We start from the raw sequence: 13,262 nt of genomic DNA on the forward strand, positions 1-13,262 counted from the left end.
AGCCCCTGTAAGAGCTCGCGCTTGAAAAACCTTTTCAGAGAACAGAAATGAGACTGTCCCGCTTTTTTACCGACACCCCGCTGAGCCTCGGCGACCACGAGCTGCCTGAAGCCCAGGCGCATTACATCAGCCGCGTGCTGCGCATGGGCGAAGGCGATGCCGTGCAATTGTTCGACGGCTCCGGCCAGGAGTTCCTGGGCAGCTTGCTCGAAGTCGGTAAAAAGCGCGTCACTGTGCAACTCACCGAAAGCGTTGCGGGCCAGGCCGAATCGCCGCTGCATATCCATCTCGGCCAGGGCCTGTCCCGTGGCGAGCGCATGGATTGGGCGATTCAGAAAGCCACCGAACTGGGCGTCAACGCGATCACGCCGATTTTCAGCGACCGCTGCGAAGTGCGCCTCAAGGATGAACGCGCCGACAAACGCCTGCTGCACTGGCGCCAGGTGGCCATCAGCGCCTGCGAGCAATGCGGGCGTTCGACGGTGCCGCTGATTCACCCACCGCTGTTGCTGGCGGACTGGTTGAAGCAGACCGAGGCAGATTTGAAGCTGGTGCTGCACCCGGTGGCCGAGCCGATGGTCAGCCACGCCAAGCCCTCGAGCCTGGCCTTCTTGATCGGGCCTGAGGGTGGGTTGACCGACGCAGAAGTCCAAGCGGCCCAAGGTGCCGGCTACCACGCCGCCCGCCTCGGCCCGCGCGTCTTGCGTACCGAGACGGCGCCGGTGGTGGCGCTGGCTGTGGCCCAACAACTCTGGGGCGACTTCTAACCCTCTTGATTGGGTGACCAAGCCGTTACATCACTCCACCGGATCACTCACTGGCTTGGCAATAATCGCCTTCAACTCACGGGTCATCGGGAATTCCAGGTTCAAGCCCTTGGGCGGAATCGGTGATTCAAACCAGCGCTGGTAAATCCCGTTGATCTCCCCACTGCGATAAAGGTCGCCAAGAGTCTCGTTGACCACTGCGAGAAATTGCGAGTCGTCCTTGCGCACCATGCAGCTGTAGATTTCCCGCGACTGCTCCTCCCCCACCACCACCCAATTGTGCGGGTCCTTGGCCTTGGCGCGCTCGCCGTAAAGCAACGCGTCATCCATGTAGAATGCCGCCGCGCGGCCGGTCTCGAGCATCTTGAATGCTTCGCCATGGTCCTTGGCGCTGATCACGAACATATTGGCCTTGTGCTCGGCGTTGTAGCTTTTGAGGAAACGCTCATTGGTGGTACCGGCGGTGGTCACTACGTTCTTGCCCGCAAGATCGGCAAAGCCTTGGATGCCACTGTCCTTGGCCGTCAGCAATTGCCCCTTCACGTAGATAAACCCGTAGGAAAACGCCACCTGCTTCTGCCGCTCGGCCGTCACGCCGGTGGAGCCGCATTCCAGGTCGACAGTGCCGTTCTGCACCAGCGGAATACGCGTTTGGGACGTCACCAGGGTGTACTTCACATCGAGCGTGGGCACCCCGGTTTTCTGCCGAACGCGCTCGACGATCTTATCGGCCAGCTCCACCGAATAGCCCATGGGTTTGCCACTGTTATCCCCGACGTAGGAAAACGGCACCGACGCATCGCGATAGCCCAACGTGATGGACTGGGCGTCAGCGATCTTGCCCAGCGTGCCGTCCAACGGCGCTGGGTTCGCATGGGCTTGAGCGCCCAGCAAAAGCCCCAGGGTGCAGCCGGTCAACAGGATTTTTTTCATTGTTATTCTCCGTGGGGCTTTCGGTTATTTTCGTACCGCAATCACGCTGATTTCCACCAGCACACTCGGCCGCGCCAGCTCCGCTTGCAGGGTTGTGCGCGTCGGCGCCATGCCCGAGAGGAACACCAGGTCCTTGAAGGTCACTGCGCCCGAGAGGCGCTCATTGCTGCTGATTCGGGTGATGGTCATCAATACATCCTCATGCGGCGCGGGGCGCAAGGCCCTGCATATCAATGGAAGGCGCGTGTTGCCCGATCAACTCAGCCAGCAACTGGCCACTGCCGCACGCCAGGGTAAAACCAAGGGCGCCGTGGCCCAGGTTCAGCCACAGGTTGCGATAGACACTGGCACCAATCAGCGGCACGCCCGTAGGGGTGGCCGGGCGCATACCCGCCCACTCCACCGCATGGGCGTAATCGCCCGCCAAAGGAAATGTCTCCAGCGCCTGGCGCTTCATCAGCGCCAGGCGCTTGGGTTCAAGGCTGGCGTCGAAGCCGACGATATCCACCATGGCTGCCACCCGCAGTTGTTCGCCGATGCGCGCATAGACAATCTTGCGGTCGTAGTCGGTGATGCTCACGTTCGGCGCCTGGTGCTGCGCGTCAATCGGCACACTGAGGCTGTAACCCTTGAGCGGGTACAGCGGCAGCGGCACACCCAACTCCGCGCTGCGATACCCGGCCGCCAGTGCCAGATGCTCGACCGGCATCACCTCTGCGCCCAGTTCGATAGCCTGCACCACACCGTCAGCGTGGCGAATGCCGGTGACCTTGCGCCCCAGCAAAAAGCGGCAGCGGCCGGACGCTTCAAGCCGCGCCGCCAAGCGCTGGCAGAAGGCATGACAATCCGCCACCTCCTCATTCGGCGTGTAGATCCCGCCGACAAAACCACCGCCCGCCAGCGCCGGCTCCAGGCGTGCGCAATCAGCGGCCGACAGCACCTGCTGCTGAAGGATATCGGTGACCTTGCTGCGGGCATGTGCAAAGGAACTGGCGTTGCGGAAGGTGACCAGTTTGCCGTTGCGCCGCCAGTCGAAGCCGTCCAGGTGATCATCCTCGCGCCATTGCTGCAACGTGTCCTGGCTCAGGGAGGCAAGTCGCAGCAGGTGGGCGGTATTGCGTGTGTTCACCGAGCTACGGCAGGCGCCGAGGAACGCGGTCATCCAGCGCCATTGCTGAGGGTCGAGGCGTGGGCGCAGCTTCAACGCCGAGTCACCGCGCAACAGCCAACCGATGGCCTGAAGCGGCACGCCGGCATCGGCCAGCGGCGCCACATAGCGATAGGACAATTGCCCGCCATTGGCAAAACTGGTTTCACTGCCCAGGGTCTCGCACGCGTCGATCACCGTCACCTCATGGCCCGCACGCACCAGCGCATACGCGCTGGCCAGACCAATCACCCCACCCCCAATGATGTGCACCATTCCCGCCGTCCGCCGTTGAATCAAGAGGCCTCAAGCCTAGGGGCAGGTGACAGGCCGCCGACAATGAATAAAGATGGGTCACCTATAAACAAAGGTTATGGACTTGCCATGCGCTTGCGTCATATCGAAATTTTCCAGGCCATTCGCCAGACCGGCTCCGTCAGCGCCGCCGCACAACTGCTGCATGTGTCGCAACCGGCGGTGACCAAGGTGTTGCAGCACGCCGAATTGCAGCTGGGCTTCCCTCTGTTTCTGCGCGTACGCGGCAAGTTGCAGCCCACGCCGGAAGCCCTGGCGCTGGAAAGCGAAGTGGAGAAAGTCACCGAAAGCCTGCAAGGCGTACGCCGCCTGGCCAAGAGCCTGCGCCGTGCACCGGGCCACAGTGTGCGCATCGGCGCGATCCCGGCGCTGGCCCTGTCGCTGCTGCCGCCAGCTATTCTTGAGTGGAAGCGCGATTACCCGGACATGGCCTGTGAGTTGTCCAGCGACCACAGCCGCGAGCTGGTGCAGAAGCTGCTGATGCGGGAGATTGACCTGGCGCTGACGCTCAACTTCTCTGGTCATCCAGGGCTGACCACGCAAGTGTTGGCCAACGGCGTGTTGGTGGCATTGGCGTCCAAAGGCTATTGGTCTGATGCCGAGCTGAGCAGCCCACTGCCCCTGGCTGACCTGGCGGGTACGCCGCTGATAGGTCTTTCCAGCGCCGACCCGCTGGCGGCTAAACTCGACAGTTACCTGGAACACGTCGACCCGCCGCCAAGGGTGACGATCTCGGTGCAAACCTACTCGCTGGCCCGTGCGATGGTGGAATCCGGCGCCGGCCTGACGGTAATCGACCCCTTCACCGCCCTGGGTGCTTCGACCGCCACCACCTGCATCCGCACGCTCACCCCGCCGCTGCCGATCACGCTGTACGCCCTGACCCGCGCCGATGAACCGCCGCCGCATATGCTGGCTAATCTGCTGGAGATCTTCGGCCACCGTGCCCGGGCGTTATTGGAGCGGCTCTAACAGCATACCGATGATCTAATGTGGCCCGCTCCCACAGGGCTACAGCACGTAATGCATGATCGCCACAAAGTGCAGCAGGCTCCCGCCAATCACAAACAAATGCCAGATCCCATGGGAATGCCGCAGGCGGTCCTCCAGGGCAAAAAAGATGATGCCGACGGTGTACAACACCCCACCCGATGCGAGCCATACAAACCCCGCCATGCCCAGTGCGGCGATCAGCGGCTTGACCGCCACCAGCACGATCCAACCCATCACCGCGTAGATCACGATCGACAGGATGCGCGCCTCGGAGCGCGGCTTGATCTCCTGCAGGATGCCGATCACCGCCAGCCCCCACACAATCCCGAACAACGTCCAGCCCCATGGCCCGCGCAGCGTCACCAGGCAAAACGGCGTGTAACTGCCGGCGATCAACAGGTAGATCGAAAAGTGATCGACCTTCTGCATGATCTCTTTTCGCCGTCCCTGCACGCTGTGGTAAACCGTCGACGCGCTGTACAGCACCATCAGCGTAAAGCCATAAATCGCCACGCTGACGATCTTCCAGGGGCTGCCATCCAGGCTCGCCACCACCAACATCCACACGGCGCCAATACACGCCGCGACTGCACCGAGCAAATGGCTCCAGGCGTTGAACCGTTCCCCGTGATACATCTGTCACTGACCTCCTGTAACCGTTAAACACTGGCTGGCAAGCGTCCAGCCTTGCGCATAAGAGTGCAAGCAGGTTATGACGTTCCGAGGACGCCAGACGGTTTTGCGGGCACAATCGACCGCATTCGAACAAGAGCCCATGGCCATGCTGATCGACGAAGAATTCACCCTCAAGAAACTGGAAATCTTCCTGGCGTTCATGCGCACCGGCAACCTGGCCCGCGCCGCCGCCGAGCTGCAGACCAGCAACGTCAGTGTACACCGCGCCATCCACTCCCTGGAAAACGCCCTGCGCTGCCCGCTGTTCAAGCACGAGGGGCGCAACCTCACGCCGCTGGAAAGCGCTTACGTATTGGAAGAGCGCGCGCAGAAACTGGTGGCCGACGTGGTCGACAGCGTACGCCTCACCCGTGAAGCCGCCGGGTTCTCCGCCGAGCGCTTCAAACTGGGCTCACTGTATTCGCTGACCGTGAAGACCGTGCCGCAACTGATCATGGGTCTTAAGATCCGCCGCAGCGAACTCAATATCGACCTGATCCTGGGCTCCAACTTCGACCTGCTCTACAAGCTCAAGAACATGGAAGTGGACGCGATCCTCATCTCCCTGGACGAACACGCCAACGACCCCGATTGCGAGCAGATCGCGCTGTTTTCCGACGACATCTTCCTCGCCACCCCGGCCGACTCGCCCTTCGACCGCGAACACGAAATCGACCTCGCCGACGTGCGCGACGCGACCTTCATCACCCTCACCCAAGGCTTCGCCACGCACCAGGATGGCAATCGCGTGTTCAAGCAAGCGGGGTTCGAGCCGAAGGTGGCGATGCAGGTGAATGACATCTTTACGCTGCTGAGCATGGTCAGTTCGGGGGTGGGTTATGCGCTGTTGCCGGGGAGGATTGCGGCGGTGTATGAAAACCGGGTGAAGTTGATACCGCTGCAACCCAGGTATCGGTTGCAGCAGCATATTGGGGTGGTGTTTTTGAAGGCCAAAGAAAGGGATCCAAACCTGCTGGCGTTGCTGGCAGAGTGTCGGATGTATGCCAACCGCCAGGTGCCGGCCTGACACACCGCTATCGGGGGCAAGCCCCCTCCCACACTGGGTACGATTCCAAGCCTACATTTGAAATGCCATCAAATGTGGGAGGGGGCTTGCCCCCGATGGCGCCACGCGAGGCACCGCGAAAGCTAACCGACCAGACCACGCACAATGAAATAGAGCAGCGAAGGCCCAAGCAGGCAGCCCAGCCCGGTGTGGAACGTCGCCGTCAGCGCACCATAAGGCACCAACCGCCGATCCGTCGCCGCCAGACCCGCCGTCACCCCACTCACCGTACCGGCCAAGCCACCAAACACCATCGCCGAACGCGGGTTATCCAACCCCATCCAACGCGCCGCGACCGGCGTGCCGACCATCACCAGAATCGCCTTGATCAACCCGGTGGCAATCGACAGCGCCATCACATCCGAGGTCGCGCCAATGGCCGCACCGGTCACCGGGCCGACGATGTAAGTCACGGCACCCGCGCCGATGGTGGTCATGCTGACGGCATCGCGATAACCGAACACCCAGGCCATGCTCGCGCCAACGATAAACGGCAAGATCGTGCCCAACAGCAGCGCGATCACGCCAATCATTCCGGCCTTGCGGGCTTCGGTGGCTTGCACTTCAAACGCCGTGGCGACGATGGCAAAGTCGCGCAGCATCGCGCCGCCCATCAGGCCGATGCCGGAGAACAGCGCCAGGTCAGCCAGGCCTTTCTGGCCGCCCGTAACGGTGCCGCCGACCCAGGCCAGGACCAGACCGATGACGATGGCAATCGCCGAGCCATGAATGCGCCCAAACGTCAGGCGCTTGGACAGCACCACGGAAATCCACATGACCACGCCAACGAAGGCAAACGCGGTGATCAGGCCGTTATGTTCCAAGCCTTTTTCAATGAGATCCCACATATCAGCGACCTCCCACTGGCGCGATCAGCGGCTCTTCATCGGGTAACGGCTCACCCTTGTGAGTGCGACTGATCAGGGCGATGGTGCAACCACAGACCACCACCGAACCAATCGCGGCGAGCACCGCCACCGGGCCGCCGTGCAGGGCCGTCACGACGTTTTGTTGCGCGGCCATTGCCACGACCACGGGGATGTACATGGCGCCCCAGAAGCCGACGCCCATTTCGCAATCCTTGGTCATGCCGCCGCGTTTTTGCATCCACAAGCGGGCGCAGATCAGCAGGATCATCGCGATCCCCACCCCGCCCACGTTGGATTTGACACCCAGCAACACACCGAGCATGTCGCCCATGATCACACCCGCAAGCGTGCAGATCGCCAGCAGTGCCACACCGTAAATAATCATTGTTGTTGTCCTCAAAGTGCTCGATCGAAATTGTTGTTTTTGTGCTTCGAAAGCCTTGGGTGGTGCTTTATCGGTGGCGGCGTTCCTCCTCTTGCAGCAGGGCCTGCAAGGTGTCCAGGCGTGCGCCTTCGCAGGCGATCACCGTGCCCTGTTCAAACACCCGGCGTGACAGGCCGGTGAGCACCGCGCCCGGAGGCAGTTCGATTTGCAGGCGCACACCGCGCTCATAGGCGCTTTGCACGGTGCCGCGCCAGTCGACGACGCGGCACATATTGAAGGCCAGGTCATCGCGCAATTGCTCGGGGTGATGGATCGGCCGCGCGCGGGTGCTGCTCAGGTAGGTGATGCGCGGTGCCTTGAGCGGCACGAAGGCGCGCGCCAGGGCCTGGGCAGGCGCTTCCAGCAACGCGCAATGCGACGGCACGCTGACAGCCAGGCGCTTGGCGATGCCGTTGCCTTTGATGCGGTCGGCGACACGCTGCATGGCCGCGTTGCTGCCGGCGATGACGGTCTGGTTGTCGGCATTGATATTGGCCAGGTACACCGGGGTTTCAGCACTGTGTATGTCGGCCAGCACGCTTTCGACGGTGGATAACTCAGGGCCAATCAGCGCGGTCATGCCGTAGCCCTGTGGATAAGCGTTTTGCATCAGCTCACCGCGCAGGCTGACGAGTTTGATGGCATCGTTGAAGTCCAAAGCACCGGCGACCACCGCCGCCGGGTAGGCACCGATGGACAGGCCCGCGACGTAATCCGGGGCGTGTTGCAGCAGGCGGGCGTGGGCCACGCCGACGATCAACAGGCAGAGTTGTACCGCGCGGGTATTCGCCAGGGCCTCAGTTGAATCCAATGCACGAACATCTTCACCCAGCGCATCGCTGGCCTGCTCCAACACCTCGGCCGGCAACGCCTGGAGCATGCCCGGCCGTTGGGCGCCCTGCCCCGGGAACACCAGAAGGCTGCTCATGCCACGGCCTGCCAAGGATCAAGCACCAAGTGCGCGCCGCTGGCGGTTTTAAGCAGCACGCGGCGTGAGCCACTCGCCCATTCGCGCAAGGCAACGGCGCCAAATGGAGTCTGCAGTTGCAGGTCCACGGCGCACGCCGCCGTCTCCAGGATCGCCAGCAGGTCGTTTGCATCACCTCGAGCCAAAGGCTCGGGTGTGCGCAGAATTAAATCCAAGTCGCTCTGAGCATGCAGCGCTTCGATCCCGCTGGCCAATTCGAAACCCGCGCTGCCCGTGACGCCCCAGGTCTCCTGCGTCAGCACCCGCCGCAGGGCTGCGAGCGCTCGCAACGCCGGCAAATCCCGTGGCGAGATCACACCGCGCAACGCTTCGGGTATCACGCGCCGCTGCACCGCTGCCATGGGCATCTCGGCGGCGAAACGCTGCTCCCGCAGGCGCCCGCGCACGCCGACCGCCACGTAGCCCGGTGCGGCGATGGCGCGACGCACCACCACCGGGTGTCCGGCGCTGATCGCTTCCACCGCCCAGGCCGGAGCCTCGGCAGGCAGATGCGCCGGGGTCATGCCCCAGAGCAAATCGTGGGCGTTCACCATTGCTCCCGCAGCAACTGGCGTACGTGGCTGGAGGCTGCGCGATGGGTTGCACCGAGGCGCCCGCTCAAGTCGGTGCTGCCGATATCCTTGATTGCATGCACCAGGCAATCGCTGACCCGCGCCACGTCGTCCGCCGTGGGCTGTTCGATCTGGCTGACCGACAAGGTCTCCCAGAGCAAACCGAGGCTGGCATAACTGTCGATGTCATAGGCCATGGGCGGCACGCTGGCGGCCAGGGCTTCCAGTTCTTCAACACTGCGCAACGTCACCCGCGCGGCCGAAGCCTTACCCATGGCGTGCACCATCACGCCGGGGTCGCGCAAGGCGATCAGGCGGTTGGCCTGGTAGCCGTGGGCGAGGAAGGCGCCGGACATGGCCTTGCCCACCAACAGCGCAATCACCGGGTGCCCGGCGAGGCGAGCGCGGGCGTAACTGTCGGCGGCGGCGGCCAGGGCCTGGTGGATGCCGAGGGCTTCTTCGCGACGGCCATAGGCTTGGCTGGGCACGTCGACGATGGCGATGATCGGGCGTTTGTCGCCTCGGGCGATGGCTTCATCCACCGCGCTGGCCAAGCCCCAGCCTTCGAGCAAGCCGACTTCGCCATTACGCGCACGCGGGAAGCGGTTTTGCGCGTCAGTGACCACGGCAATAAAGCGCACGGCGTGCTCGCCCAACAGGCCGTCGGCCACTTTCAGGGAGTTCGGCAACCCCTCGACAGACGTCGCACCCGCGCTCAGCGCGTCGAACCACTGCAAACCTCTCATGAGCGTTCTCCTTGATACAGCTCGCGCACCGTCGCCGGGTCGATCTGCGCCGTGGCATCCAGTTCGGCCAGGCGCGCCAGGTAGTACGCGGGCTGGCGGCTGCGTTGTTGGGTGGGCAGGCCTTGTTGCAGCAATGCGCTGACGGTCTGTTGAATTTCGGCCACATCGTCCGCCACATAACGGTCGGCCAGGCCACTGTTGAAACGTTGCTCACCGCCCGTAAGGCTCCAGATGAAAGGCCGGTCGCGGGAGTCGTACTCCTCCAGGCCGGCCTCCTGTTCGATGACTTGCGGGCCATTCAGGCCCAGGCGGGCTTCGCGCGTGACCACCAGGTAACTGCACAACCCGGCGGCGATGGACATGCCGCCAAAACAACCGACGCTGCCGGCCACCACGCCGATCACCGGCTGGTACTGGCGCAGGTCGACAATCGCCGCGTGGATATCCGCGATGGCGGCCAGGCCGAGGTTGGCTTCCTGCAGGCGCACGCCACCGGTTTCCAGCAGCAACACCGCGCGAGTCGGGATGCCTTTGCGGTTATCTTCGGCTGCCAGCTCCAAGGCGCCGGCGATTTTCGCGCCGCCCACTTCGCCAAGGCTGCCGCCCTGGAAGTTGCCTTCGATGGCGGCAATGACCACAGGTTTTCCGTCGATGCTGCCCTTGGCAATCACCACGCCGTCATCGGCCTGCGGCACCACGCCTTGGCGGCTGAGCCACGGTGACATGACGCGCTGGAACGGGTCGATCAATTCGCGGTAAGAGCCCGCGTCCAGCAAGGCCTTGGCGCGCTGCCGAGCGCCCAGTTCAACGAAGCTGTGTTTGGCGAGTAAGTCAGTCATGGCCGATCTCCTCGAAACCCTGCTCCAGGCGCAAGCGCACCACGCCGGGGGTGGCGCCGAAGTCGTGGATATCAATGTTCAAGGCCGGTGGGGTTTGCTCTTGGAAGATGCGTTCGAACAGGTGCTGCCAGCGCTGTTCGGCGCCATTCACCGAAGTCTGTACCTGAATGGTCAGGGTGCCAGGCGTGCCCGGTTCCAGCAGCACTTCCAGGTCGCCCGAGCCGACGCAACCCACCAACGCACGGCCTTTTGGCGGCTGCCCGGCGGGGAATTCAAAGGATAAGGTTTCCATCACAACGCTCCGTCGAGGCGGTCGATAAACAGGCAGGCGGCCAACAGGTCGGCGGCGCCGCCCGGGGAGGCATTCAGGGCCAGCAGTTGGAGGTCCAGCGCGTGCAACTGGCGGCGACCGGCCAAGGTTGCGCTGCCGCCAGCATCCAGCACGGCCTGGGCGCCGTGTTGCATGGCTTGGAGGCCTTCGGTGCCGGCGCGGTAGAGCACGCAGGTGTCTGCCAGGTCCGTCATGATCGCGAGCAAGGCGTCCAGGCGGGCGTTCTGTTCGCCAGCGTTTTGCTGGCGGCTTCTGTGCAGTTGCGGCAAGCCGCGTTGCACCACCGACGGGAAGCCCAGTTGCGCTTCTTCACGGGCGCCGCGTGCGCCATAACGTTGGGCGACCTGGGCACCGTGGCTCATGGGCTGCGGGGCGTAGCGGTCGTTGAGCAAGGCCAGTTTGGCCGCCGTCAGCGTGACGGCGCGTGGTTCCAACGCGGCAGCCGCCGTCAACAAGCCAAGGGCCCAGATCGCGCCGCGATGGGTGTTCACGCCGTGGGTGGTGATGAGCATCGCTTGCTCACCTTCTCGGCCAATACGCCCGAGCGCTTCACGCAGGGGCAAGCCGACTTCACCGTGTTCAATCGCGGCCTCGGCCATTTCCCTGAACATCGGCCACAGCGACAACGCCGAGGCGTGCATCAGGCCCAGGTGCAAATCGCTGTGGGCGCCGTTGCCACGCCGGTCCACCAAGGCGGGTTTGGGCGACAGGTCCGCTTCATCGATCAGCGCATCGACAGCCCTATCCGCCAGGCGATCCGCGAGGCTGAGTTCATGCAGTTTGAGGGCGCGCATTTACCAGCTCCTGAATTTGGCGGGCGGGTTGTACAGGCCACCGGACCACTCCACCAGGTCGGCCACGCTCTTGGCGGCCAACAACTCGCGGGTGGCGTCGGTGCGGCGGATGCCCAAGTCTTCGGGCAAGGCGATCAGGCCTTCGCGGCGCATGCGCGCGGTGTCTTTAGGGTTGTGGCGCATGCCGATCGCCGTGACGCCTGCGACAGCGGCGATCATCGCCTGGCGCTCTTCGAGGGAGCGCGCCTTGTACAGGTAGGCGATGCCCTCTTCGGTGAGCAAGTGGGTGACGTCATCGCCGTAGATCATGATCGGTGCCAGCGGCATGCCGCTTTTGCGCGCGACTTCGACGGCGTCGAGGGTGTCGACAAAGGTGGGTTTGCCGCCTTCCTGGAAGGTCTCGACCATTTGCACCACGAGTTTCTTACCGCGTTCCAACAAGGCTTCGGGCGCATCGTCGTGGCGCATATCCAGCCAGGCCGGCGTGCCGTGGCGGCGACCGCGTGGGTCATGCCCCATGTTCGGTGCGCCGCCAAAACCGGCGAGTCGGCCACGGGTCACGGTGGAGGAATGGCCGTCGCCGTCGACCTGCAGGGTGGCACCGATAAACAGGTCCACCGCGTATTGGCCGGCGAGCTGGCAGAACATCCGGTTGGAGCGCATCGAGCCGTCGCGGCCGGTGAAGAACACATCCGGCCTCGCGGCGATGTAGTTCTCCATGCCCAGCTCGGTGCCGAAGCAGTGCACGCTTTGCACCCAGCCGCTTTCAATCGCGGGGATCAACGTGGGGTGCGGGTTGAGGGTCCAGTTGCGGCAAATTTTGCCCTTGAGACCGAGGGATTCGCCATAGGTGGGCAGGATCAGCTCGATGGCGGCGGTGTTGAAGCCGATGCCGTGGTTGAGCGACTGCACATTGTGTTTTTCGTAGATGCCACGGATCGCCATCATCGCCATCAGCACATGCACCGGCTTGATGTGGCGTGGGTCGCGGGTGAACAACGGCTCGATGTAGAACGGCTTGTCGGCCACCACCACGAAATCCACCCAACTGGCGGGGATGTCGACACGGGGCAAATCGGTGACGTCGTCCACCAACTGGTTGACCTGCACGATCACGATGCCATCGCTGAAAGCGGCAGGCTCGATCAGCGCCGGCGTGTCTTCGGTGCTGGCGCCGGTGTAGATATTGCCGGCGCGGTCGGCCATGAAGCCGGCCGAGAGCACCACGTTGGGAATCAGGTCCACCACCAGACGCGCATAGAGCTCGATGTAGGTGTGGATCGCGCCGATTTCCAGCAGGCCGTCTTCGAGCAACTGGCTGATGCGCAGGGATTGGGTGCCGGCGAAGGAGAAGTCCAGCTTGCGCGCGATGCCTTTTTCAAACAGGTCCAGGTGCTCGGAACGGCCAACACTGGGCATGATCATGTGCAAATCGTGGAGCTTGGCCGGGTCGGCTTTGGCAAGGGAACGCGAGAGAAAATCTGCCTGTTTCTGGTTATTGCCCTCCAGCACCACACGGTCGCCGGGCAGGATCAGCGCCTCAAGCGCCTCGACGATCCTGTCACTGGGCAACACCGCCCCGTCTGCGTATTTCTTGACCAGCCCGAGCCGCCGCTGCTTCTCGTCGCGCCGCCGCGTCCAGCGCGAGTCGGGGGTAATTGTTGTTGTCATGGTCGCTCCACGAGGTTTGCTGTCGTGGGACTACCTTAGGGATGACCAACCGGGCGATCAATCACGCTGGTTGAGCAACAGTTACGGTGAGAGTAACGATGCTTACTTTCTTAAATTTCAACGGGAACCCGACCGCCTCAAATATTCACCCAT

Annotated in this window: 16 protein-coding genes; 3 read left to right on the top strand and 13 right to left on the bottom strand. The window is 63.2% G+C overall.

Going from position 1 to position 13,262, the window contains the following annotated elements:
* The first annotated feature begins 47 nt into the window (after positions 1 to 47).
* The gene (locus BM403_RS08965) at positions 48 to 767 is read left to right on the top strand and encodes a 16S rRNA (uracil(1498)-N(3))-methyltransferase (protein ID WP_015886315.1); all 720 of its coding nucleotides are present in this window, start codon (positions 48 to 50) and stop codon (positions 765 to 767) included.
* 30 nt (positions 768 to 797) lie between these two features.
* Here BM403_RS08965 and BM403_RS08970 read toward each other — a convergent pair whose 3' ends face one another.
* From BM403_RS08970 to BM403_RS08975, 3 genes are read right to left on the bottom strand one after another with little or no spacing between them, the layout of a single operon-like run.
* Positions 798 to 1,700, bottom strand: a complete 903-nt coding sequence (locus tag BM403_RS08970) for a transporter substrate-binding domain-containing protein (protein ID WP_093542508.1) — start codon at positions 1,698 to 1,700, stop codon at positions 798 to 800.
* 24 nt (positions 1,701 to 1,724) lie between these two features.
* Positions 1,725 to 1,889 carry a RidA family protein gene (locus tag BM403_RS31860; RefSeq protein WP_175538060.1) on the bottom strand — a complete coding sequence of 55 codons (165 nt, stop codon included), beginning with the start codon at positions 1,887 to 1,889 and terminating at the stop codon, positions 1,725 to 1,727.
* 10 nt (positions 1,890 to 1,899) lie between these two features.
* The gene (locus BM403_RS08975) at positions 1,900 to 3,123 is read right to left on the bottom strand and encodes a D-amino acid dehydrogenase (RefSeq protein ID WP_093542510.1); all 1,224 of its coding nucleotides are present in this window, start codon (positions 3,121 to 3,123) and stop codon (positions 1,900 to 1,902) included.
* Positions 3,124 to 3,231: 108 nt separating this feature from the next.
* Here BM403_RS08975 and BM403_RS08980 point away from each other — a divergent pair, with 108 nt between their 5' ends.
* Positions 3,232 to 4,134, top strand: coding sequence for a LysR family transcriptional regulator (locus BM403_RS08980; RefSeq protein ID WP_015886319.1), 903 nt, complete (start codon positions 3,232 to 3,234; stop codon positions 4,132 to 4,134).
* Between the two features lie 39 nt (positions 4,135 to 4,173).
* Here the strand turns inward: BM403_RS08980 and BM403_RS08985 are convergent, their stop codons facing one another.
* Complete coding sequence (locus BM403_RS08985; protein WP_015886320.1) at positions 4,174 to 4,791, bottom strand: PAQR family membrane homeostasis protein TrhA; 618 nt, start codon at positions 4,789 to 4,791, stop codon at positions 4,174 to 4,176.
* 145 nt (positions 4,792 to 4,936) lie between these two features.
* Between BM403_RS08985 and BM403_RS08990 the strand changes: the two genes are divergently transcribed.
* Entirely contained in the window at positions 4,937 to 5,857 is a 921-nt protein-coding gene (locus tag BM403_RS08990) for a LysR family transcriptional regulator (protein ID WP_015886321.1), read from the top strand.
* Positions 5,858 to 5,979: 122 nt separating this feature from the next.
* On the opposite strand, the gene madM is transcribed toward BM403_RS08990, so the two are convergent.
* From madM to mdcA, 9 genes are all read right to left on the bottom strand, one after another.
* Positions 5,980 to 6,744 carry a malonate transporter subunit MadM gene (madM, locus tag BM403_RS08995; protein WP_015886322.1) on the bottom strand — a complete coding sequence of 255 codons (765 nt, stop codon included), beginning with the start codon at positions 6,742 to 6,744 and terminating at the stop codon, positions 5,980 to 5,982.
* A 1-nt stretch (position 6,745) separates the two neighbouring features.
* Positions 6,746 to 7,150, bottom strand: a complete 405-nt coding sequence (gene madL, locus BM403_RS09000; protein WP_015886323.1) for a malonate transporter subunit MadL — start codon at positions 7,148 to 7,150, stop codon at positions 6,746 to 6,748.
* Positions 7,151 to 7,217: 67 nt separating this feature from the next.
* On the bottom strand, positions 7,218 to 8,117 hold the full coding sequence (gene mdcH / locus BM403_RS09005) for a malonate decarboxylase subunit epsilon (RefSeq protein ID WP_093542512.1): 900 nt from the start codon (positions 8,115 to 8,117) through the stop codon (positions 7,218 to 7,220).
* Positions 8,114 to 8,710 carry a malonate decarboxylase holo-ACP synthase gene (locus BM403_RS09010; RefSeq protein ID WP_093542514.1) on the bottom strand — a complete coding sequence of 199 codons (597 nt, stop codon included), beginning with the start codon at positions 8,708 to 8,710 and terminating at the stop codon, positions 8,114 to 8,116. The genes mdcH and BM403_RS09010 overlap by 4 nt, the downstream gene beginning before the upstream one ends.
* Positions 8,704 to 9,474, bottom strand: a complete 771-nt coding sequence (gene mdcE, locus BM403_RS09015) for a biotin-independent malonate decarboxylase subunit gamma (RefSeq protein WP_093542516.1) — start codon at positions 9,472 to 9,474, stop codon at positions 8,704 to 8,706. The genes BM403_RS09010 and mdcE overlap by 7 nt, the downstream gene beginning before the upstream one ends.
* Complete coding sequence (locus tag BM403_RS09020; RefSeq protein ID WP_046034952.1) at positions 9,471 to 10,313, bottom strand: biotin-independent malonate decarboxylase subunit beta; 843 nt, start codon at positions 10,311 to 10,313, stop codon at positions 9,471 to 9,473. The genes mdcE and BM403_RS09020 overlap by 4 nt, the downstream gene beginning before the upstream one ends.
* Positions 10,306 to 10,605 carry a malonate decarboxylase subunit delta gene (locus BM403_RS09025; RefSeq protein WP_015886328.1) on the bottom strand — a complete coding sequence of 100 codons (300 nt, stop codon included), beginning with the start codon at positions 10,603 to 10,605 and terminating at the stop codon, positions 10,306 to 10,308. Before BM403_RS09025 ends, BM403_RS09020 begins: the two co-directional genes overlap by 8 nt.
* On the bottom strand, positions 10,605 to 11,438 hold the full coding sequence (locus BM403_RS09030) for a triphosphoribosyl-dephospho-CoA synthase (RefSeq protein WP_046034951.1): 834 nt from the start codon (positions 11,436 to 11,438) through the stop codon (positions 10,605 to 10,607). The genes BM403_RS09025 and BM403_RS09030 overlap by 1 nt, the downstream gene beginning before the upstream one ends.
* On the bottom strand, positions 11,439 to 13,109 hold the full coding sequence (gene mdcA, locus BM403_RS09035) for a malonate decarboxylase subunit alpha (protein WP_015886330.1): 1,671 nt from the start codon (positions 13,107 to 13,109) through the stop codon (positions 11,439 to 11,441).
* Positions 13,110 to 13,262 lie beyond the last annotated feature (153 nt).

The sequence above is a fragment of the Pseudomonas sp. OV546 genome (assembly GCF_900116845.1).
Lineage (GTDB): Bacteria > Pseudomonadota > Gammaproteobacteria > Pseudomonadales > Pseudomonadaceae > Aquipseudomonas > Aquipseudomonas petroselini.